Raw genomic sequence first — 22,720 nt, forward strand, 5'->3', positions numbered from 1 at the left:
TGTGGAATAGCTGAGCTATCGAAATCTATTGGGGTTTTACCGGTGATTCTAGCGGCCGGTTTTAGGCGCGAATGCCTTAGCGATGGCTCGTGCAGTCAGGTTCAGAAGCATCACAATCAAAATTAGAATCAACGCAGCTGCCCATGCTCGGGTTTCAGAAACCTGAGGCGAGGTGGGGCTGGTCGGAGTCATGATCTGATAGTAGATGTAGGTGGGCAGGGTTGCCATCCATCCGCTGAAAGCGTTGAAGTTGATGGAGTTGACGAATCCAGCAGTCACCAGAATGGGAGCAGTTTCACCAATCACACGTGCGATTGCCAGAGTAACGCCAGATGCGATACCTGAGATTGCGGTGGGGATAACTACCTTCATAATGGTGCGCCATTTACGTACACCCAGCGCGTAGGATGCTTCGCGCAATTCGTTCGGCACAATACGTAGCATTTCTTCAGCGTTGCGTACCACGGTAGGAACCATCAGAACCGATAGCGCTACTGCAGCTACAAAACCGGTACGAGTTGAAGGGCTGCCGGTTGCGAAGGCGAAGAACGACGCCGCGAACAAACCAGCCACGATTGAAGGGATACCCGTCATCACGTCAACGAAGAAAGTGATAGCCCGACTGAGCGGTCCACCGGTTGCATATTCCACCAAGTAGATAGCGGTGAGCAATCCGATGGGAACCGAAATGATGGTGGCTAGCGCAGTGATTTCCAAGGTGCCGATAATCGCGTGGTAGATACCACCGAGTATGGGCTGATCGCCGGCAGCGGTCTTGTTATCGACGACGCCGGTAACACCGTTCATCGAGGTGGTAAGCAAATTGCCAGAGAGACCGGGGATTCCCTTGGAGAGAACAGTCCAGAGAACTGAAACCAAAGGAATCAGAGCGATAAGGAAGGTACCGTACACCAGGAAGCGGGCGAAAGCATCGCTGCCCTTTCGACGTCCTTCAATCATGCCAATGAGAATTGGCCCGGCGATCACAAAGATGAGTCCGGCGAAAAGCGCCCAGGTTGCCACCGAGAATCCGATGAGTGCGGAAAGAGCCGCGCCCAAGATAATAGCTGCCAACCCCACCACGGGGGTCAACCATTTGGGAGCCTGTCCGCTAGTAAAGCGGGAAGAAGTTACTGCTGCTGAGCTCATGTTTAGTTAGCTCCTGAGAATTCTTTGTAGCGGCTGGTGATCATACGAGCAATCACGTTGACGATCAAGGTGATGACAAACAGCACCAGACCGGCGGCGATAAGCTCGGACATGCGCAATCCGTATGCTTCAGGGAAGTTCAAGGCGATTTCCGAAGCGAAAGTCTGGTTGCCGGATTGGATAAGGGAAGCGTTGAGCGGGCCGGATGCAAGCACCAGGGTAACTGCCATCGTCTCGCCCAAAGCACGACCAAGAGCCAACATGACGGATGAAACGATACCGGTACGGGCGAAGGGGAAAACAGTCATCTTCACCATTTCCCAGCGAGTAGCGCCCAGACCCAACGCAGCTTCTTCCTGAAGTTTGGGAGTCTGAATAAAAATTTCACGGCACATTGAAGTGATGATGGGCAGAATCATGATGCCCAGAACGATGCCGGCGGTCAAGATAGTTTTACCGGTTTGCGAAGCAGGGCCGGCAAAAATGGGTAGCCAGCCGAAGTAAGCAGCGAGCCAGTCGTAGAAAGGCACAATCTTGGGTGCCAGCACTGCCGCGCCCCATGCACCGAAGATAACCGAAGGAATCGCTGCCAAAAGGTCAATAATGTAACCGATGGTCTTAGCGAATCGGCGGGGTGCATAGTGGGAAATGTAGAGCGCCACGCCAATGCCCACCGGAGTAGCAATCAACAAAGCAATGGCCGATGCAATGAGAGTACCAATGGTCAGAGGCCAAATGTATTTCAGGAAGCTACCTGCAGTAAGTTCTTCGGCATTTGCAGAAAATACCGGTAGCGCCTGTGCTATAAGGAAGATTGCAACTGCAGCGAGAACAACGAGGATGAGAATGCCTGCGCTCAGGGAGATACCCGAGAAAATTTTATCTGCTGCCGGGTTGCCTACGTCGGGAAGTTCTTTAGAGCTATTACGACGGGTGCTCGGCCCGTTCGGTGAATCAGAAGTAATTGACATATCTGGTTGATGCCTTTTGTCCTTAGAACGAATGTCTCAATCCTGACTTCAGCTAGTGAGCCCGGGAGTTTATTCGTTGATGTGGTTTCTCTCTGTATGCTTCGCGGCGTAATCCGCGGTGTCCCCTCAACGCCGTGTACGGTGCAGCCGGGTTCTAAGAACTCGGCCACACCGTACTGTTTGGAGGTTACTAGCCAGCAACCTTTACTGCGTCAATTGCCTTCTTCGCATCTTCACGCAAGGTGTCAGTTAGAGGAGCTGAGTGAGCTGAATCAGCTGCAGTCTTCTGACCATCTTCGGAGATGACGTAGTTTTCGTATGCCTTGACGAGGTCAACAGTTTCCTGGTTGTCGTACTGTGAGCAAACGATGTGGTAGGAAACGAGCACTACAGGGTAAGCGCCAGCTTCTTCAGGGGTGCGGTTGATGTCCAGGGACATATCGTTAGCGTGCATGCCGCCAACCTTTTCTGAAACCTCAACAGTCTTTGCTGCAGCTTCAGGTGAAAGCTCCACGTATTCCTCACCTGACTTCACCTTGACCTTACCCAAGTCGCCCACTGCTGAAGCATCAGCGTAGGTGATTGCACCCTCGGTGGATGTGGTGGTAGAAACGACGCCGGAGGTACCCTTGTTGGATTCACCTGCGTAATCTGAAGGCCAGTTGCCGTCTGCTTCCTTATCCCAAGCACCGTTGGATGCTTTAGCCAAGTACTCGGTGAAGTTCTCGGTGGTACCAGAATCGTCAGAGCGGTGGACTACGGTGATGTTGGTATCAGGAAGGTCAACGCCGTCGTTCTGCTTCTTGATAGCATCGTCGTTCCACTTCTTGATGTCACCCTTGAAAATCTTTGCGATGGTCTCGCCATCCAGGTTCAAGGAATCAACACCGGGAAGGTTGTAAGCAATAGCGATAGGCGAAATGTAAACAGGAATATCGATTGCGCCTTCAGGGCCGCACTTCTCTTTGGACTGCTCGTACTCATCAGAGGAAAGGTGAGCATCCGAACCAGCGAACTGCGCGCCACCAGCAAGAAGAGCCTTACGACCTGCACCCGATCCATCGGGTGAGTAGTTTACGGTTGCCTTGGAGTTAGAGGAGGTGAAGCCAGCTTCCCATGCATCAATTGCAGCCTTCTGAGAAGAAGCACCGATGCCCTTCAAAGAACCGGAGATGTTTGAGTCAGATGCTTTATCACCGGTAGAAGTGCCGGTTGCGTTATCTGAACCGCATGCAGAAAGAGCGAGCATGCCAATGAGTGCAAGAGAACCAGCGCCTGCGAATGCCTTAGTCTTCAAGAAAATTTCCTTTACAACGAGCCGAGTGAGGAAGCACGCCGTCGGCTCCCCTCATGTGTGAAATGCCCGAATAATGAATTCTTTCGGACCCTACAACGTTTGACTCTAGGAGCGAAAGGTAGCCTGTTTTAGAGGGAGAGGTAAATAGAAAGTTAACTCTGAGAGACGTTTAACAACGTTCAATAGTCCTTATTCAGGAACCTCTGCCTAGACTTAAAGCTATGAGCCTCGATGAAACCAAATCTGACTTTGGACAACAAATCGCCACTCGTTTTCATGAAGGCATGATGCGCGTTCAGCAAGGATTTTTTCAGTCCTTGCAAATTGTTGTTTCAGGAATTGGTGCATATGCTTTCGCCCATTCCGTGCTGGGACATCATGAACCAATCTTCGCGGCAACAGCAGCAATCGTTTCTCTGGGCTACGTGCGAGGCGCCACTCATTCTCGACGAATGCTTGAAGTAACAATCGGAGTGACACTCGGAATTTTTATCGGCGATTTGCTGATGCTGTTACTCGGTCGAGGGGTCTGGCAAGCGGCTGTGGTTCTATTTCTTTCCATTCAAATAGCCCGCTTTTTAGATAACGGCATCATCTTTACGATTCAGATGGGGCTTCAATCCTGTCTTGTGGTGCTAATGGTTCCCACATCAGATGGTGTCTTTGCCCGAAGTGTCGATGCTATTGTGGGTGGTCTCTTCGCTTTCTTGCTAATGTTTTTCTTCCCCAAAGATCCCAGGGCAGAACCACGCACGAACCTACAAAAGCTCTCCGAATCATTTGCAGATGTATTACGAAACTCTGCAGAATCTATTGATCGCTACGACTGGGATAAAGCTCAGTCGGCGCTAGAGCAAGCGCGTAGCTTGGAACCACTTTATGAAGCGGCCAAGGGCGATGTCATTACCGCTAAAGGTATGGCTAAGCTTTCGATGCTAGGTAGAAGATACCGCGAAGAGCTAGATGAATACTCAAACATTCTCACTGGATTAGATTTGGCAATTCGCAACACACGCGTGTTGAACAGGCGGATGGCATCGACGATTAATCATGTACGGATATCTCAAGATGCTATTGAATCTATTTCCGATGTCTTACGACAGATTTCAGTAGCTGTCGCAGATTTAGGGGAAGTTTTCTACCTCTCAGATCAGAAAGATAGAGTAGCACTTCGCCTTCGGGTGAGACGAACATTAAGTGGCGTTAGTAGCACCCTAGAGCCTAGTCTCATGGGTGTGAAAACGTTAGAAGCTGAATCGCTGGTGCTGATGCTACGACCACTAGTTACTGATCTTTTGGAAGCCACGGGCTTGAACCACAAGGATGCCTCTAAGTTGCTGATTCCGCTGGGCGAATCCATGACCGAACATGCTCCTCGCACCAACAAGATAAAGCGCGTTGAGCAAACATCACGCGTTGTAAATACTTTTAACGAAGAAGACAACACTGAAAATCTCAAGCCAGATGACACCCGCGCGCTCAATATCGTGTTGAGAAAGCAGGAAGAGGATCCATTTGACGACGAATAGGTTCTTTCCTTTCAGCCTGGCGAAAAAGAGCCTTAACTTGTCAGCCCTCTGCCCTACGATAAACCTATGAGTCCTCGCAAAACTTCTAAAACTGCTAACACCTACCGCTGCACCGAGTGTGGCTGGACCACCGCCAAATGGGTAGGTAGGTGCGGGCAATGCCAGCAGTGGGGCACTGTCGAAGAAAAAGGTGGGTCAATCGTCGCTAAAACAACTGCGGCGTCATCTGTGCAATCCCCTGCTCAACCCATTGCTCAGGTGGATTCCACCATCGCCCAATACATGGGCACGGGAAACTCAGAATTTGACCGCGTGCTGGGTGGCGGTTTAGTCCCCGGTGCGGTTATCTTGATGGCAGGTGAGCCCGGCGTTGGTAAATCAACTCTGTTGCTCGACGTCGCAGCTACTTTTGCGCGCAATCCGGGGCAACAAAAATCCCGAGACGTCCTGTACATCACCGGTGAAGAATCTGCAGCGCAAGTGAAATTGCGTGCCGATCGCATTGGAGCAGTAGCAGAGACTCTTTACTTAACCTCAGAAACTGATTTGGCTACGGCGCTGGCGCATATTGAGCAGGTCAATCCCGCGCTCCTCATCGTGGACTCTGTCCAGACCCTTGCGTCCGGTGAAGTTGAAGGTTCAGCTGGCGGTGTAACTCAGGTGCGGGAAGTCGCAGCTTCCATCATCTCCGTGGCAAAAGCACGTAACATGTGCACTCTTTTGGTCGGACACGTCACCAAAGAAGGAACCATCGCGGGACCCCGTCTCTTGGAGCATCTGGTGGACGTCGTATGCCAGTTTGAGGGGGATAAGCACTCCGCGATTCGTATGTTACGAGCTATTAAGAACCGTTTTGGTCCTACCGATGAAGTCGGCTGCTTCGATATGCACGAAGACGGCATCGCGCCCGTCACCGATCCGTCCGGGCTGTTCGTCTCCCGCACTCCGCACCCGGTAGCTGGGACGTGCGTGACGGTCACGATGGAAGGACGACGCCCTCTCCTTGCCGAGATTCAAGCTCTTCTTGACCAGTCGGCAACTCCGCAACCTCGCCGAGCCACCTCTGGTCTTGATAATGCACGCATCTCCATGCTCCTAGCGGTTCTGCAAAAACGTGCGGGGTTCAATGTGGGCAAACTCGATTGCTACATTTCTACCGTGGGCGGCGCCAAAATTTCCGAGCCAGCAGCCGATCTTGCCGCTGTCATGGCGCTTGCCTCGGCGGCACAGGACAAGCCGCTCCCCCGCAAGCTTGCAGTCTTTGGTGAAGTTGGGCTAGCAGGAGAAGTACGTGCGGTTCCAGGCATCCGCCAACGCATTGCAGAGGTCGGCAGGTTGGGATTCACTCACGTTATCGTTCCAGCGTCTCCTAACGGTGTGGGAGAAGTCCCCGCTAATGTATCGGTCAGAGAAGTAGCGTCTCTCCCCGAAGCTCTAGCGCTTCTCTTTCCGCAAGGTAAAAACTAACCGCCAGCTCAGCATCACAAGAATTTTTGTCTGAACATTGCATTCCCTGCCTTAAACTAAGAAGGTGCTGACTGTTTATAGTGATTCTCTGATGAAAACTATTGCCCGAATCGCTCCGGGTACTGAACTGCGCGAAGGTCTAGAAAGGATCCTGCGTGGTCATACCGGTGCGCTCATTGTTCTGGGCAATGACAAAACAGTTCAGTCCATTTCTTCTGGTGGTTTTGCCATTAATACCGAGTTCTCAGCAACCCGTGTGAGGGAACTCGCCAAAATGGACGGCGCGATTATCTGTGATAAAGAAGCCACCATGTTATTGAACGCTGGTGTGCAGCTTCTGCCCGATCCCAGTATCGAAACCCATGAGTCGGGCACCCGACATCGAACTGCAGAGCGAGTGGCACGACAAACCGGGTTCCCCGTTATTTCCGTTAGTTCCTCGATGTCCCTGATTTCTGTCTACGTCAATGGTCTCCGATACACGGTTGAAGACACCCAATCGTTAATGAGCCGCGCTAACCAGGCTATTCAGACTCTTGAGTCTTATACCAATCGGTTAGAACAGGTTTTACAGTCGCTCTCATCTTTAGAAATCGAAGCTAACGTAACAATGAAAGATGTCGCCACCACCCTGCAACGCATGGAGATGGTACGCCGAATCTCAATCGAAGTGGGGTTCTACATTCTGGAACTGGGTACCAGCGGACGCCTCATTGCTCTTCAGCATGAAGAACTCACCCGCCCTGAAATGCCCGACACAGAAATCATCTTGCGCGATTACCTCACCTGCGAAGAACTCGACGAAGGCGCCGTACAGAGCGCAGTAGAGAAACTTCAAAAACTTGACGATAAAGACATCGTAGATCTTTCCATCATCGCTCAAACCGTTGGACTTGCTGGGACCGACCTTGATTCGGCCCTCTCTCCCCGCGGCTTCCGTCTTCTTGCTGACGTAAAAACAATGCCGGGTGCCGTCGTCGAGCGCCTGGTAGAGCAGTTCGACGGACTGCAAGGTCTGATGGCCGCTAATTTGGATGACCTCAAGGCTGTAGACGGCATCGGTGAACATCGTGCACGAACCATCCGGGAATCTCTCTCACTGATGGCGGAGTCTTCTCTACTCGAACGCTTTATGTAATTCTGAAGAGGTTATAGAAAAGGGGGAGGTGCTCAGATGAGCACTTCCCCCTTTTCGTTCTTTCCCCCCAAGAGGAAAGGTAGTCAACTCTAACCGGTGACTATGATGCGGGTAGGCTCCGATGCAACACCGTTGACGGTGGCAGTTGCCCAGTAATATCCCGGCTTAATAGTCTGGTTAGTCCCGCAACCCAAAGCGTTGAGTTTACGATCCCAAGCGATTACCTTGGTCTCGGTCGCTCCAGCAGCGAGCTCTGCTTCAGGAGTGGATTCTTTCTGGCACTGGGCTAGGTTGAAGACCTGGGCGGGACCGGAGGTGATGTTGATGTCTACCTGGGGCGCTTCACCGCCTACCAAGCAGGGATCGCCAGCAGTGTTGGTGTAAGTAACTGCCAGTGCAGGGTTCTGACCTGCCGCGTAAGTTTTCTGGTCAGCACTCAGAGTTACATTCAAGTTCTGCGCGGTGCAAGCAGTAGCTACTGCGGGGGTAGTTTCCTCGGGGGCAGGGGTAGCAGTTTCGGAAGGCTCAGCAGAAGGGGTCGCTGATTCACTCGCTCCCGCGATGTCTGTAGCCGAGGCTGAAGGATCAGAAGACTCACTTGCAGATGCGGAGGAGTTGTCTGAAGCAGATGCTGAAGCGCTAGCGGAAGAAGAAGCCGATTCTGAGGGACGTTCACTAAAGTCGCTAAAGGGCTCAGCCGAGCTTGACGCGGTAGCTACGGTTGCCGCGTCGTTTTCGTTATTATTTCCACTCATGGCTCTCACCATGGCGACGATGCCCCAAATAAGGAGGAGCAAAACGAGCAAAAGCGCAGCAAGTGCGAGGAGGCGACGACGGCGATACACATCAGGGGAAGGTTCGGTAGCGACGCTAGAGACTTCTTCATAATCGTTTTCAGACATGTGTATAGAGTACCTGTTTTTTCAGGCGTTCGAGACAACTATTCGCTATCTTTACTTGAAATCATCTAAGGTATTGAAGTGGCTTCTTCTTCGACAAAATCCCAACTCAACCAGCAAAAAGTTATATACCTTCATCAGAATATAATTGAATGGTTTGAACGCTTTGCCCGTGACCTTCCATGGCGCGCAGAAGACCGCACAGCATGGGCTGTGATGGTCAGCGAATTCATGTTGCAACAGACTCCAGTAGTCCGTGTTTTGCCTATCTGGAAGACATGGATGGAACGCTGGCCCACCCCTGCCGATTTAGCTGCAGCCGACTCGTCGGAAGTCGTCCGAGCATGGGGGCGATTGGGATACCCCAGACGCGCTCTGCGGCTTCACGCCGCCGCCCAGGCCATTGTTGAGAAACACGACGGACAGGTGCCTGCTTCCTACGAAGATTTACTGGCTTTACCCGGAGTAGGCTCCTACACCGCTGCCGCCATTACCGTTTTCGCTTTCGGGGGTCGAGCCACAGTAATTGATACTAATATTCGCCGCGTCCATGCACGCGCAGTATTGGGTAAAGCGCTCCCCTCAAAATCGCTCACTGCCGCTGAAACACGTTTAGCTGAAGCACTCATGCCAGATGGTCTAGAGGAATCAGTGCTCTGGAACGCCGCCACCATGGAGCTAGGAGCCCTTATCTGCACCGCGAAGTCTCCTCAATGCGAAGCCTGCCCTGTTCAGGCAGAATGCGCCTGGATACTGGCCGGCAAACCTGAACCCGACTATGTACCTCGCGGACAAGCATGGGCGGGCACCGATCGCCAACTCCGCGGAGCCATGATGGCGGTACTGCGCGAAGCCACAGGTCCTCTACCTCGGGACTTCTTACTCTCCCCCGCTACCGCAGATTTGAAATACCCTGACGAAAATGTTCCAGCACTAGAAAACCTCAAAAAGCTAAATTCTCCAACTGACCAGGTTATCCGCTGCTACAACGGACTCATTGAAGACGGACTAGCACGGGAGCGAGACGGCAAAGTTTCGCTCTAGAGCTCTAAAATCGTGCGGGTATTTCCCACCGTATTAGGGCAATAAGTCACTCCCTCTGTGGCAAGTAGCACGCCTGACTCTGCAAGAGGGTAACGAGCTGATTGGCCAGTCGAAGGAACATCGTAAACAAGGGCGGGGGTAAACCTTAGTTGGCTTATTCCTTCCTGTCATAGATAAGACCCTCATAAAAAACTCGAACTGGGAAAAAGCATTCTCGACGAGGGGCTTTGACACACCCCGCCCATCTGCCACAGTAAAGAAGTATCTCCTCTGCTCAGTATCTTTCAGAATATTCAAAACACGGTCAAGCGCCATTCCTGTAAAATGCTCTCTCAACTTTATGCCTATAAGTAAAGCCGCTGCCTTTTCAGCATCATATTCTGCCTGTTCCAACAAATTTTGGTATTGTTCCCAAAGCTCATTGCCCTTTACCTCAATAACAACGCCCGCATTAAGAAGATAGAAAAAGTCTTGAGCATCTTTATAATTGCCTTCCTGCTGGCGCATATCCCAAGCAATAATTTTCAAACCCAACATGCAATCTATCGTAGGTATGCGAACTGAAATTTGAGGGTCAGCAGAAAGCTCTACTATTTCTGAGAATCGATATGCTTCTTCATGCCCTGTAACGTCCCATTCTGCTTCCCTGTGTCTGAAGAGAGTTCCAACAGAAGATGTGCCGAAGGGCAAGATATCCACATCAGTACCATTGAGAACACGGCAAGTAATTCGGTTTCCTTCTTTTGGTCCAGATTTTCTACCTACCGCTTCTAAATGTTCGAGAAAAGTTTCTTCAGCTACCACAAGTGCGCTGAAGTCTACATCCTGGGTACTCCTTGGCGCTTCAAAACCGGCTTTCACACAAATATAAATATCCCTGACGTAAGAACCAATCATCATATATTGATGGGTTCCAAAAACTGCATCTAGTTCCCGAACCAGGAGAGAAAGGTAGGCAAATACATCTTGTATAGGTGACTCTTTAAAACTCTTCAAATTCCACTCTTAGTTTTTCTGCAATTTCGATTTGTCGACTATCCTGAGTGGCTAAAACATCTGCATATATCAAAAGTTTCGGCGTTTTATTGTCGCCCAGTGGATTGTTCCAGAATTGTTCTCGCAACAGAGTGTTTCCATGTGCGTCTGGAATTAGACGGAATTTCATTATGACTTCGCGCCAGGGGTAGTGCCCATACAGCAATGTATTTTCAGGTGCGATTCCGAGTCCGTGTAAAGCCAGAGCATTTTCACCACTCATCGAATAGCGGCTCAAATTTTCGTCTTCGATTACTTCGCGCCACTCTTTTGGAGTAGGCCCTTGGACTCGACGCGTCTTAAGTTTGGGAATGAGCTCAGTTATATAGTGTTCAATCCAGCGCTGCTGCAACTGACGCATGTTTCTAAATCGCCGGTGTCGTCCTTCGACACTTAGGTAACCTTCTTGCACCAAATCTTTGAGTGTATTCGAGACAGCTCCAATGGAGACACCTGCAGCGTCCGCTATTTCTCTCACCGTTGAGTTGAGAAGTTCCTCCCAGACAAGCAAGACAAAGATAATCTTCAAACCTGTAGCTTTAAAGGCTCGAGACTTACCAATTGTGCCATAGGAAGGAACGGACTTGGGGCGGCCTTCCACCCAAATTCTCGTTCCTGGTACATCAATCCAAGCATTGCCCGAAGCATCGATAAAATTTAGCTTTTGATCCCGTAACCATTCATGCATCGAACGAGAGACATAAGGTAAACACAGAAGGTAATCACTTTCTTCAATGGAATTATCTTTATGAGAGAGCCCTCCAACCTCTAATAAAAACAGGAACGCGTTTACGCTGTTTTTTGTGCTGTCTCGATACTCCCTAAGCAAAGGAAGAAGTGTTCCATCACCTTGTTCAGATTCTAAGGTGCTCAATCCCAAATCTTTAAGACGCTCCTCGATCTGCTCTGCCCATCCAGGTTCGTTCACATTTTTCATATGTTCATAATATGTGAACAAATTATTTTTGTGAACAAAAAAAGGGGGAACCCCGCATTATTGCGGAGCCCCCCTCTACACGCAGAGAACTACCTATTCAGTATCTTCGCCAGTCTTAGGAAGATTGATATGAGCGCTCTTCTCTTCAGAAGAATCTGCCTGCTCTTCTTCCGCCTTGTGCTCGGCAGCTTCGTTAGCTACCTGAGCTTGAGGTTCTGCGGGGATAATTTCGTCGTCCTTATTTTCATAAGCCGAGAAATCCATTGCAGATTCATCCATCTCACTCATCGGCTGGGATGAGAAAGTGAACTTCGCCGAATCACCCTCACCTTCGGCGTCAACGGTGATCTTGTCTCCCGCCTTGATTTCACCGAACAGAATCTTTTCAGAGAGAACATCTTCGATATTGCGCTGCATTTCGCGGCGAAGCGGACGGGCGCCCATCGAGGGATCATAGCCCTTGGTGGCCATCAGAATCTTGGCAGAGTCGGTGAGCTCGATGCTCATGTCCTGCTCTGCAAGACGCTTAGCCAAGCGTCCTACGAAGAGATCGACAATCTGCAAGATTTCCTTTTCGGAAAGCTGCGGGAACACAATGATGTCGTCAACGCGGTTGAGGAACTCGGGGCGGAAGTGCTCCTTGAGGTCCTCCATCACACGAGCCTGCATACGCTCATAGTCACCGCTGGGATCGCCGCCACCCTGGAAACCAACGGGAACCTTGCGAGCCATGTCGCGTGAACCCAGGTTGGTGGTCATGATGATAACGGTGTTCTTGAAGTCCACTACGCGCCCCTGGGAGTCGGTCAAACGACCGTCTTCGAGAATCTGGAGAAGGGAGTTGAAGAGATCAGCGTGTGCCTTTTCAACCTCATCGAACAGGACGACGGAGAAGGGCTTGCGGCGAACCTTTTCGGTCAGCTGGCCGCCTTCTTCGAAGCCGACGTATCCGGGAGGCGCACCGAACAGACGTGAAACGGTGTGCTTTTCCTGGTACTCGGACATATCCAAGGTGATGAGCGCTGATTCATCACCAAAGAGGAACTCTGCCAGCGACTTCGCAAGCTCAGTCTTACCTACACCGGTGGGGCCAGCAAAGATAAATGAGCCGCCGGGGCGGTTCGGATCCTTCAAACCTGCACGTGTACGGCGGATGGCACGTGAAAGCGCCTTGATAGCGTTTTCCTGACCGATGACGCGCTTGTGTAGCTCATCTTCCATCTTGAGCAGGCGACCGGATTCTTCTTCGGTAATCTTGTAAACAGGAACACCGGTAGAGGCGGCAAGAACTTCAGAAATGACCTCGGGAGTTACCTCACCGAAAGCATCGCCGTTAGAGCGCCATGCCTTTTCTTGTTCATCCTTCTCTTGGGCAAGCTTCTGTTCCTTATCGCGAAGGTCAGCGGCCTTCTCGAATTCGTTAGCCGCGATTGCAGCTTCCTTCTGGGACTTCAGCTTAGAAATGCGTTCCTCTAGAACCTTGATCTCAGGAGGAGCGGTCATGCGCTGAATACGCAGACGAGCGCCTGCCTCATCAATAAGGTCTACTGCCTTATCGGGCAAGAAACGATCGGAGATATAGCGAGCCGAAAGGTTGACTGCAGATTCCAACGCTTCGTCAGAGATGGAAACACGGTGGTGTGCCTCGTACTTATCGCGGACGCCCTTGAGAATCTCGACGGCGAGAGCCTGCGAAGGCTCATCAACCTGAATGGGCTGGAAACGACGCTCAAGTGCGGCGTCCTTCTCAATGTGCTTACGGTACTCGTCCAAAGTGGTTGCACCAATGGTCTGAAGCTCACCACGAGCCAGCATGGGCTTGAGGATTGAAGCGGCGTCGATGGCGCCTTCAGCGGCACCTGCGCCCACCAGGGTGTGGATTTCGTCGATGAAAAGAATGATGTCACCGCGAGTGCGGATTTCTTTAAGAACCTTCTTCAAGCGCTCTTCGAAATCACCGCGGTAGCGAGAACCTGCCACCAATGAGCCCAAATCCAAGGTGTAAAGGTGCTTGTCTTTGAGGGTCTCTGGAACGTCACCATGAACGATGGACTGTGCCAAACCTTCAACTACAGCGGTCTTACCTACACCAGGCTCACCGATGAGTACAGGATTGTTCTTGGTACGGCGGGAGAGCACCTGCATAACACGCTCTTGTTCATTGCCGCGACCAATAACCGGATCTAGCTTGCATTCACGCGCTGCTGCGGTGAGGTTGGTGCCGAACTGATCGAGGATGGCGGAGCCAGCAGGGGTTCCTTCTTTAGACTGGCCAGCGCCGACGCCTGCAGTCTCTTTGCCTTCACCGTTACCGGGGTAACCAGAAATCATATCAGTGACAGTCTGGCGAACCTTTGCTGGTTCTGCACCCAGTTTGGAAAGAACTTGATTAGCTACACCTTCATTGGCGCGAACCATACCGAGAAGGATGTGTTCAGTTCCGATGTATCCGTGGTTCAGCTGAATAGCTTCCCGCATTGAAAGTTCGAGAACCTTCTTTGCGCGCGGAGTAAAAGGAATATGACCGCTGGGAGCCTGAGGACCAGAACCAATAATGTCCTGAACCTGCTCTCGCACGGCGGTCAAGGTAATTCCCATGGATTCAAGCGCACGAGCGGCGATGCCTTCGCCCTCATGGATTAAGCCCAGCAGGAGGTGTTCCGTGCCGATGTAGTTGTGATTGAGCATGCGCGCTTCTTCCTGCGCAAGAACCACCACGCGCCGCGCACGGTCGGTAAATCGTTCAAACATTGAACACTCCTAACAAATCTAACGTTAGGAAAAAGATTACTTGGGTTTGAGGGGGAAAACTCTACTGTTCGCACGGGGTGAAAGCTCTCTGCTGGCGTATTCTGCCCTCAGCTTTCAGCATGGTTCAGAAATGCCGCTGAGATAACACCGCAGAGTATTTGTTAAATTAACACAGCTATTGAGGTGGAGACTCCAAGTAAATGTATAGAATAATGACATTTCAATTTGCAGCCATAAATGGGGACGAATTTGAGAAAATTTAATTTAGCAATAGTCAGAGTTGAAAAAATGAGCCAATAAATTTAAGTAAATTCCGCATATAAACCTATCGGTCCACTCGACTAAACCGCCCCCCATCTTTCCTACGCAAAAGGAGGGGGCAAGCTTTTGCTCGCCCCCTCCTTTTCAGATTTAAAGATTAGTTCTGCTTCTGAGCTGCATAGTACTTATCCTGAATATCCTGGTGAATACGACCGCGCTCGGAAACGTCGTAACCATTATCCTTAGCCCACTGACGAATCAATGCGGTTTCAGGGTTACGCTTAGTCGCGCCAGTGTTACGTGAACCGGCAGGGCGACCGGGGGTGCGTGCGCCCTGAACACGACGAGCTTTCGTCGCAAAGGGGCGAATAGCATCACGCAGACGTGCAGCGTTTGCGCTAGAGAGATCAATCTCATACTGGCCGCCGTCTAGACCAAACCGAACCGTCTCTTCTGCGGGGCCACCATCAAGATCATCTTCAAGGATAATCTTTACCTTCTGAGCCATTTTATTTCTCCTGAGTTTAAGACAAAGGTATAACTGCCGAATTGAGAGAGGATATTTTTCAAAATACGACTCTTGGTCACTAGCATGAGTAACATCGACAAATTTAAGCTATATTAGCTTCTTGATTTCTATAATATATCAATAATCTATTATTCGGAGAAATCAGGATATAACTTTAAAACTTATTCATATTTGAATCCTTAGAAGATTTTTCTCCGCTCTCTTTGCCAAATGGATTCTTAGTTCCTTCTGAGCGCTTCACATTTTCATACCACTGCGCAGCGTCGTCCTGCATTTCTCGCTGAACCGTGCGTTCAGTACGATCGGCGCGTGTAATCCAACGCAAAATCAAATACAACAGGATGCCGGCGCACACCGAGGGAATAATTGCGATGATGTAGTCCATACCAACTCACTTACCTTAGACGGGTACTGTTCAACCATAATGCGAAAACCTCAAAAACGCGGCTTCAGAAATGAACTGCAACGCTTTTGAGGTTTTCTCTCTCAGACTTTTAGCTACTCAGCTTCAGGCTTCATAAGCGGGAAGAGAATAGTCTCACGGATGCCTACGCCGGTGAACAGCATAATCAGGCGGTCAATGCCCAAACCGATACCGCCCATCGGAGGAGCACCATGCTCTAACGCACGCAAGAAATCTTCATCAAGTTGCATTGCTTCGTCATCGCCAGCTGCTGCCAGGCGGGACTGCTCGGTCAAACGCTCGCGTTGCACCACGGGGTCAATGAGCTCGGAGAATGCAGTACCGCGCTCCATACCGCCGATAATGAGGTCCCAGGCCTCGATAACGCCCGGCTTATCGCGGTGAGGGCGAGCCAACGGCTGTGCCGACGGTGGGTAATCGTAGACGAAGGTGGGGTTCAGCAGAGTAGGCTCCACAATCTCACCAAACAACTCAACTACCAGCTTCTCGGCGTCCCACTTCGGGTCAATCTGAATCTCATGCTTCTGCGCGATTTCTCGCAGAGTGTCAGCGGGGGTCTCAGGAGTAATTTCCTGACCTACCGCCTCTGAAAGACCGGGGTAAACCGAGAGCCATTTCCATTCGCCTCGCAAATCGATGGTTCCCTTATCGGTCTCAATTTCATAGATACCCAAAGCATCTGCGCAGGTCATAATAATTTCCTGCATACGCTCTGCCATCACAAACTGGTCTGCATACGCTTCGTAGCATTCCAAGGTGGTGAACTCGGGGCTATGGGTCGAATCAATGCCTTCGTTACGGAACACACGACCGATTTCGTATACACGTTCCAGCCCGCCCACAGCTGCACGCTTGAGGAACAGCTCGGTTGCAATGCGCAAGGTCATGTTCTGATCAAAAGCATTCAGATGGGTCTCAAACGGACGTGCCGAGGCGCCACCGTGCACCAGCTGAAGAATGGGTGTCTCCAACTCGATATAACCGTGGTTGTTGAGAACGTCGCGAACCATTTGAGTAATCTTTGCACGCTTGACGACGATGTCGCGGGCTTCCTGGCGCACCATCAAATCGAGGTAACGCTGGCGAATCCGAGTTTCATCGCTCAGATCGCTGTGGAGATTAGGCATAGGACGTAACGCCTTAGACGCCATCTGCCAGCTATCTGCCATCACAGAAAGTTCGCCACGGCGCGATGAAATTACTTCACCGTGTACGAAAACGTGATCGCCCAGGTCAACGAGAGATTTCCAATCGGCCAGAGCTTCTTCACCCACACCAGCGAGGGAAATCATCGCCTGAATTCGGGTTCCATCGCCCTGCTGGAGCGAGGCAAAGCAGAGCTTACCGGTATTACGAACGAAAACCACGCGACCTGAAATGCCCACGATGTCACCGGTGGTGTCATCAGCTTCCAGCTTGCCGTCATATTGCTCACGGATTGACGCGATCGTGCGGGTTACGGGCACACCTACGGGGTATGCTTCACGACCTGATTCGAGCAGTTTCGCACGCTTTTCCAAGCGAATCTGCATCTGCTCGGACAGGTCTGAAATGGTCGGGGTTTCGGGCGTAGCGCCCTTGTCGTTCTTAGTCACGTATAAAGCCTATCGAAAGTTGATTAAGAGAATAATTTTAGTGCAGTTCCATGTTGTCAATGAGGCGAGTTTCACCCACATAGGCGGCAACGAGTGCAAGAACCTGCTGCGAGTTCTCCGTAGGCGTCTCAAACGTCATGGGGTCAACTACTTCGAGGTAGTCCAGGCGGATCCCCGGAGTCGAATTAATTTTTTCGCGAGCCATATCCAAATCGCTCTCGCTGATTCGACCGGTAATTTCTTTTTCACGTAGCAGTGCAAGGGTGCGGGATAGCACGAGCGCGTTTTCTCGCTCCTCGGAACTCAAATATTGGTTGCGAGAAGACAGCGCCAAACCATTATCCTCACGCACAATCGAAACAGGTTTAATAATCACCGAATGGTTGAAATCATGAACCATACGCTGAACCAGAGAAAGCTGCTGAGCATCTTTCTGTCCAAAGTACGCATAGATAGAATGCTTTCCCCGAACTGCGGTAAGAATGTTGAAGAACTTATTGACCACAGTGAGCGCGCCGTCAAAATGTCCGGGGCGGGTTTTGCCCTCGAACATGGTGCCAAGCTTGCCTGAGGAAACAGTAATCAGGGGAGCGCCCGCGGGATACATCTCTTCAACAGCAGGTGCAAAAACTATATCTGCGCCAGCTTCGGTAGCGAGCGCGACGTCGTTTTCCAACTGACGGGGGTAGCGGTCAAAATCTTCGTTGGGACCAAACTGCAAGGGGTTCACAAATACGGAGACTAAAACGACCTCGTTCTGCTCGCGTGCGCGCCGAATAAGAGTTGCGTGCCCGTCGTGCAAAGCGCCCATGGTGGGTACAAACCCTAAAGAGGATTGCCCGGCAGGTGATTCCTCGGTTGCTTGAGCGTTGAGTTCCTGCTGGGTTTTCTTCAGTGCTTTACGCACTCGTTTTTGGAGCTCGTCAATTGTTCGGACGATGTAGGGACTATCAGTCACGGTGTGAGCGGTCCTTTCGTTGTGTGTACCAGAAAGTATTTTAGCCGTTGAGCGCGTTGATAATTTGCTCGAATTGTTCGTTCGAGAGAACTTTGCGCTCGTATGCTCGGATTGCGGTGGCTTTTGCTAGGGCAAGGTAGGCGGTGGTGATGTCGTCTGCATTTTCTTCTTGGGAGTATCCCTGAAGTTCTTCGCGGTGGGTTCTGACGGTGTTGAAATCGCCGCGGGCGACGGGTCCTGTGAGAGCATTTTCTCCTGATGCCAGGGCGTTATCGAGGGCTGCTCGTAAGAGGGGCTCGATGTAGTGGGCTGGGTTGGGTATGCCGATGGATTCAAGAATTTGAAGGGATTGACCGGTGATAGTGACCAGGTGGTTTGAGGCATGGGCTAGAGCCGCATGATAGAGCGGTCTATCGCCTTCGGCAACGATAACTGGCTCCGCTCCCATTTCTACGGTGAGAGCTTGGGCAATGGGAAGGAAAGCTGCGGGACCGGTGACGGCAAAGCTGCAGTTCTTCAGGCGGGTGAGGTCGAGGGAGAGACCGGTGAATGTCATTGCCGGGTGAATTGCCAGCCCAACCGCACCTTTTTCGCGCGCTGGATCCAGGACGTTCGTGCCGTGGCGTCCGCTGGTGTGAATAATAATCTGCCCAGCCTGCCAGGCGTTAGTTTCTGCCAATCCGTTAACGAGTGCAGGTAGGGCATCGTCTGGAACTGCTAGGAGGACAACTTCTGAGCGCTCAACGATTTCAGGGATACTCAACACGGGTACGCCTGGAAGAAGGGCTTCTGCCCGTGTTTGTGATGCTTCTGAAACCGCGTGAACACCCACGATGGCGTGCCCGGCTTCTCGGAGTGCAGCACCGAGTACCGCACCTACTTTGCCCGCGGAAATAATTCCGATTCCCAGGCGTGCTGGTTTTGAAGAATTCACGGTCTCTACTTTACTCGCCTCCTTCATCCTGCAAATTGTACGTGCTCTGGGTTAATTTTCTTCACTCGTGTTAGTGGCTTAGTAACGAGCTAGGAGCTTCTTGGCATTGTCTCGATCGATATTCTTTGCCTGCGGAGTAATCTGTCCTTCGACCGAATGAAACTTCAGCGTTGCCAGCCCTGTCTTGCGCTGCAGTGGCCCGCAAGAGAGCTCAACCGATTGAATGCAGTCGTGGGGAACCACAGTCAGACGTCGAGTCAGTAGACCTCTGCGGATGAGTAAGAAAGTTGGGGTGAGCAGATAACCGTTGCGGCGATAAGTTAGCGGGTCAAACCAGCGGGAGGACGCCGGAGCGGGCGTGAATCCGTCGTCAGCTATAGGTCCAGAAAGTACACGCGGGAATGTCTTCACCTCACTCTGCGCGTTCCAGCGCTGAGCAACTACCAGGGGCAGTACCTTTTTTATTTCCTCTTCGGTGGCAACCAGCATGAGGTTTGAACGGTGAACACTTTCTTCTTTGAGCTCTAGCCCGTACCCTGCCACGTTCATCGTAACCGTGAACCATCCCAGGCGTTTCCACAGCAGAGGCTGTTTGATTTCTAAGGCTTGGATACGGCCGGTAGGGACAGACTGAGTAGTGGAGTTGGTGAGCCCCTTACGAATTTTCAGCCCTTCAGAGCTGTGGGAAATTCTGAAATTAAATCCCTGATTAAATTCATTCCATGCGGTAGTTACCGCCATCAGGACGATCGCTAGATTTCCGACAATGGCGCCCCAGATATTATCGCTCGCCCACACGAGTGTGCCAACGGAAACTACTGTGAACAACAGAATGAACCAAATCTTGAGGTTCAGTAGAATCGACAGCACCAGACGCCCCACCGGTAGGCGGGTAAGCTGGCGCTCCTCCGTTGTTGTCGCTGACTCCGTTTCTTCAGCCGATGAATCCGCCGCTCTTGTGGTGGCAGGATCTGACACCGTATCCGTCTGTGCACCTACCTCCAACACCCCGCCGGATTTTGCTTCTCGAACCTTGCGCAAGAGACTACTGCGAAACTCATTCGCAACGGAGTGCTTGAGGTACTCAATCTTGAAAGCTGAATCGGTACCGTCAGCTACGTCCACCGTCACTTGGGAAAGCCCCAAGAGGCGGGGTAAAAACGGCCGCACAATATCAATAGATTGAATACGTTCAAGATTCACCGTGCGGTACTTCTTGGTCAAAAGCCCCGAGCGTCTATACACGGCGTCTGAACCCACCGCGAAAAAAGTAACAAACCAGCTCCAATAGATAAGAACCAAAGCCAGCAGAAATAACGGGATGGCGAGCTTAAAGAAAAAGGAGCTTTCTGCAATAATCTGCCAGAGAGACTCCCCTACTCGCACAATAAAATCTCCCTCGTCGTTATCCCATTCCTGGTACAAGGAGATTCCCACATTCCACGCGATAACCGCAAAGATAACCCACATTTGAGTCAGCGGCGAGAGCGGATGTGCGCGCCACCAATTCAGGCTTGGTTGTTTTTCTTCCGCTGGGACTTCGCTCATTACATTGCCACCATGCGTTCTTCACCGCGCAGGGTTAACACCTGGCGCAACCGGTGCGCTTCATCCCGTTCCAAGCCGTGAATCACCGCGTTAGTACCTGCCGAAGCGGTTTTTAAATCCACCGTAGCCAGCCCCAGCATGTTTTCTAAAGGTCCAGAACTGACATCCACCAGTTGCATACGGCCGTAGGGTACAGCGGTAGCAGAACGAGTGAGCACACCCTTGGTCAGCAATAGGTGCTCGGGATATTCAGAGTATCCCCAGGAGCGCACCTGACGAGGTACAAGAACAAAAAGACCCCCTTGCCAAAGCAGCATCAGAGCAACTAAACCCCACCCCAGCCAGAGGGGGACGTTCCAATGAAAAATATAGTGCCCCAGTAACGGAATAGCGCTGAGAGCCACGCAGAGGATAGTCCAGATACTGCGCTGAACCAGACGAAGTTTCAAGTAACGAGGAGATACCCTTTTCCACGCAACGCGATCGATATCCGTATCCAAAGAGGGTTGCGGACTCTCCAGGCGGGTAGGCGGGTTTTCGAGAGATGCTGACATTGTTCTCCTCGGTGGTTCCGACAGAATGAGGCTACCTGCCCCTATTGTCTCAATCTCGTCTGCGTAACGCATCCTCCCCAGGAACGAAAAACTCGAACCTGTCCGCCGTAGACGAAACGTTTGCCCTTGTCTATCGCTTATTCAGGACGACGCCGCGCCAGACCTCGGTTAGCTTGTTCGGTATTGGGGGCAAGGGAGCCCGACCCGTCGTCGTCAGAATCTCCCGGCGGAATTTTGCACATGTTCTCCACGATAATTCCCACCACGAGCATGAGCACACCTGAGATAACTCCGATGATTGCGCCCCATACCGGGCCCCAGGTAGCACGAACGGACAGTAACCCCAGGTGATAGAAAATTAGGGCAACATTCCAGCCAGAAAATATCGCCCCTACATACGCTGCAGTTTGAGCCCATACCACTGTGCGAGCAGCGGTGAGCGGATTCATAGCGCGAGCGTCCTGCCTTCTTTCGCGATCCCGATACTTAGAGACCTGCACGCCAAACCACAGCAAAATACCGCAATAAATCACGCTGACCACAAGAACAGTGGCAGGCAATTGAAGCTCAGGACCACCGGCGCCCACGCTCAGTCCGTTGAGCAACGCCCCTGCAGCCAAAGAAACAACAAAGACAAGAAGAAGAATTCGCATTTTCAGCGAGCTCATTCGCACACCACCGGGGCGTCTCGGAATTCAATGATGCCGTCAAAATCATCAGCCTGCTCAGCTAACTTGCTGACCAGTTGCCCCTCAAGCTGGGCAGCAGGATCCATGCGAGCCCAGGGCTCCAGCACAAAAGCCCGCTCTGCCGCTAGGGGGTGAGGCAGGGTGAGATCAGGTTCGTCCATCTCTAAACTGCCGTATTCAATGATGTCAATATCCAGCGTGCGCGGCCCCCATCGTACCTCGCGGATACGGTGATACTTTTGCTCTACGCTCTGGCAAAAACGCAGCAGTTCAAAGGGGCGTAAAGTCGTTTCAATTTCCACCACAAGATTCAAGAAATCGGGCTGATCCTGCGGACCGCCTACCGCTTCTGTAATTGCCATGGGAGAGATTTTTCGCAACACAATTTTGTCGTGGCTACAGATATCACCGATAGCACGCACTAATGTTTCTTCTTTTTCGCCTAGGTTAGACCCCAAAGCGAGAATAGCTTTTACAGACATTTTCTCTCCCTGAATACGGTGACAGAAACATCAGAGAAGGTAACCTCGATGGGTGCCTTTGGCTTATGGACGGTAAGTTCCACAGCTTCCAAGGGAAAACGAGCCAAAACAGCCTGCGCAATATTTTCCGCAAGAGTCTCAATCAAATCCAAGGAATCTCCGGTAATGACATCCCGAATTAACTCTGCAACCTCGGCATAATTCACGGTGTTTTCAACATCATCACTTTCAGAGGCGCGTTGAAAATCAGTGAACATCGTAATATCTACAAAGAAGGGTTGGCCGGACTGCTTTTCAGAATCTAAAACACCGTGATAACCCACTACCCCCACTCCAGTCAGAGTGATGCGATCCATGCGCGCATACTGATTAACAGAAGTGCTAGACATTGCAGATTTTTCGGTGAGAGTCACTGGTTTCCTTATAGTGTTTCCATCTTGAGGGTAAAAGGCTCATCCTTAAACGCTATTATCCTCATTAATCACTCCGAAGGCATATTCCTTAGAAATGAATATATGCAGTCTCATTC

The 22,720-nt window shown here is 51.3% G+C and carries 21 protein-coding genes; 4 read left to right on the forward strand and 17 right to left on the reverse strand.

All coding sequences use genetic code 11. From position 1 onward, the window contains the following. Positions 1-48 precede the first annotated feature (48 nt). The 3 genes from pstA to pstS all read right to left on the reverse strand — a co-directional run bounded on the left by pstA (position 49) and on the right by pstS (position 3,417). Complete coding sequence (gene pstA, locus A7E48_RS08560; protein ID WP_068172208.1) at positions 49-1,149, reverse strand: phosphate ABC transporter permease PstA; 1,101 nt, start codon at positions 1,147-1,149, stop codon at positions 49-51. Positions 1,150-1,151: 2 nt separating this feature from the next. Further along, positions 1,152-2,120, reverse strand: coding sequence for a phosphate ABC transporter permease subunit PstC (gene pstC / locus A7E48_RS08565; protein ID WP_083147321.1), 969 nt, complete (start codon positions 2,118-2,120; stop codon positions 1,152-1,154). Between the two features lie 190 nt (positions 2,121-2,310). Further along, positions 2,311-3,417: a phosphate ABC transporter substrate-binding protein PstS gene (gene pstS, locus A7E48_RS08570; RefSeq protein WP_369796775.1), complete on the reverse strand. Its 1,107-nt coding sequence runs from the start codon at positions 3,415-3,417 to the stop codon at positions 2,311-2,313. A 221-nt stretch (positions 3,418-3,638) separates the two neighbouring features. Between pstS and A7E48_RS08575 the strand changes: the two genes are divergently transcribed. The 3 genes from A7E48_RS08575 to disA all read left to right on the forward strand — a co-directional run bounded on the left by A7E48_RS08575 (position 3,639) and on the right by disA (position 7,551). Further along, positions 3,639-4,946 (forward strand): aromatic acid exporter family protein, encoded by a 1,308-nt coding sequence (locus A7E48_RS08575; protein ID WP_068172212.1) that lies wholly within the window; start codon positions 3,639-3,641, stop codon positions 4,944-4,946. Positions 4,947-5,012: 66 nt separating this feature from the next. Further along, positions 5,013-6,413: a DNA repair protein RadA gene (gene radA / locus A7E48_RS08580; protein ID WP_068172215.1), complete on the forward strand. Its 1,401-nt coding sequence runs from the start codon at positions 5,013-5,015 to the stop codon at positions 6,411-6,413. A gap of 91 nt (positions 6,414-6,504) precedes the next feature. Next, a complete protein-coding gene (gene disA / locus A7E48_RS08585) occupies positions 6,505-7,551 on the forward strand; it encodes a DNA integrity scanning diadenylate cyclase DisA (protein WP_198924138.1) in 1,047 nt (348 codons plus the stop codon). An 89-nt stretch (positions 7,552-7,640) separates the two neighbouring features. Here the strand turns inward: disA and A7E48_RS08590 are convergent, their stop codons facing one another. Next, entirely contained in the window at positions 7,641-8,453 is an 813-nt protein-coding gene (locus tag A7E48_RS08590) for a hypothetical protein (protein ID WP_068172221.1), read from the reverse strand. A 78-nt stretch (positions 8,454-8,531) separates the two neighbouring features. Between A7E48_RS08590 and A7E48_RS08595 the strand changes: the two genes are divergently transcribed. Next, positions 8,532-9,494 (forward strand): A/G-specific adenine glycosylase, encoded by a 963-nt coding sequence (locus A7E48_RS08595; protein ID WP_068172224.1) that lies wholly within the window; start codon positions 8,532-8,534, stop codon positions 9,492-9,494. Positions 9,495-9,527: 33 nt separating this feature from the next. Here A7E48_RS08595 and A7E48_RS08600 read toward each other — a convergent pair whose 3' ends face one another. The 13 genes from A7E48_RS08600 to folB all read right to left on the reverse strand — a co-directional run bounded on the left by A7E48_RS08600 (position 9,528) and on the right by folB (position 22,547). Continuing rightward, positions 9,528-10,490 (reverse strand): hypothetical protein, encoded by a 963-nt coding sequence (locus tag A7E48_RS08600; protein ID WP_068172227.1) that lies wholly within the window; start codon positions 10,488-10,490, stop codon positions 9,528-9,530. After that, positions 10,477-11,466: a type IV toxin-antitoxin system AbiEi family antitoxin gene (locus tag A7E48_RS08605; protein ID WP_068172230.1), complete on the reverse strand. Its 990-nt coding sequence runs from the start codon at positions 11,464-11,466 to the stop codon at positions 10,477-10,479. Before A7E48_RS08605 ends, A7E48_RS08600 begins: the two co-directional genes overlap by 14 nt. Before the next feature lie 93 nt (positions 11,467-11,559). Then, entirely contained in the window at positions 11,560-14,217 is a 2,658-nt protein-coding gene (locus tag A7E48_RS08610) for an ATP-dependent Clp protease ATP-binding subunit (protein ID WP_083147322.1), read from the reverse strand. A gap of 418 nt (positions 14,218-14,635) precedes the next feature. After that, positions 14,636-14,986, reverse strand: a complete 351-nt coding sequence (locus tag A7E48_RS08615; protein ID WP_068172233.1) for an Lsr2 family protein — start codon at positions 14,984-14,986, stop codon at positions 14,636-14,638. Between the two features lie 175 nt (positions 14,987-15,161). Then, on the reverse strand, positions 15,162-15,392 hold the full coding sequence (locus tag A7E48_RS08620) for a hypothetical protein (RefSeq protein ID WP_068172236.1): 231 nt from the start codon (positions 15,390-15,392) through the stop codon (positions 15,162-15,164). Between the two features lie 113 nt (positions 15,393-15,505). Then, positions 15,506-16,963, reverse strand: a complete 1,458-nt coding sequence (gene lysS / locus A7E48_RS08625; protein WP_083147333.1) for a lysine--tRNA ligase — start codon at positions 16,961-16,963, stop codon at positions 15,506-15,508. Positions 16,964-17,063: 100 nt separating this feature from the next. Continuing rightward, on the reverse strand, positions 17,064-17,984 hold the full coding sequence (panC, locus tag A7E48_RS08630; protein ID WP_233126048.1) for a pantoate--beta-alanine ligase: 921 nt from the start codon (positions 17,982-17,984) through the stop codon (positions 17,064-17,066). Positions 17,985-18,024: 40 nt separating this feature from the next. After that, a complete protein-coding gene (locus A7E48_RS08635) occupies positions 18,025-18,945 on the reverse strand; it encodes a Rossmann-like and DUF2520 domain-containing protein (RefSeq protein WP_068172248.1) in 921 nt (306 codons plus the stop codon). 51 nt (positions 18,946-18,996) lie between these two features. Beyond that, positions 18,997-20,466, reverse strand: a complete 1,470-nt coding sequence (locus A7E48_RS08640) for a PH domain-containing protein (protein ID WP_068172250.1) — start codon at positions 20,464-20,466, stop codon at positions 18,997-18,999. Continuing rightward, positions 20,466-21,020: a PH domain-containing protein gene (locus tag A7E48_RS08645; RefSeq protein ID WP_158004415.1), complete on the reverse strand. Its 555-nt coding sequence runs from the start codon at positions 21,018-21,020 to the stop codon at positions 20,466-20,468. Before A7E48_RS08645 ends, A7E48_RS08640 begins: the two co-directional genes overlap by 1 nt. Before the next feature lie 137 nt (positions 21,021-21,157). Next, on the reverse strand, positions 21,158-21,688 hold the full coding sequence (locus A7E48_RS08650; protein WP_068172252.1) for a DUF3180 domain-containing protein: 531 nt from the start codon (positions 21,686-21,688) through the stop codon (positions 21,158-21,160). Next, positions 21,685-22,191, reverse strand: coding sequence for a 2-amino-4-hydroxy-6-hydroxymethyldihydropteridine diphosphokinase (gene folK / locus A7E48_RS08655; RefSeq protein WP_068172256.1), 507 nt, complete (start codon positions 22,189-22,191; stop codon positions 21,685-21,687). Before folK ends, A7E48_RS08650 begins: the two co-directional genes overlap by 4 nt. Further along, a complete protein-coding gene (folB, locus tag A7E48_RS08660) occupies positions 22,182-22,547 on the reverse strand; it encodes a dihydroneopterin aldolase (RefSeq protein ID WP_068172502.1) in 366 nt (121 codons plus the stop codon). The genes folK and folB overlap by 10 nt, the downstream gene beginning before the upstream one ends. Positions 22,548-22,720 lie beyond the last annotated feature (173 nt).

The organism is Rothia sp. ND6WE1A (genome assembly GCF_001683935.1).
Classification (GTDB): Bacteria; Actinomycetota; Actinomycetes; order Actinomycetales; family Micrococcaceae; genus Rothia; species Rothia amarae.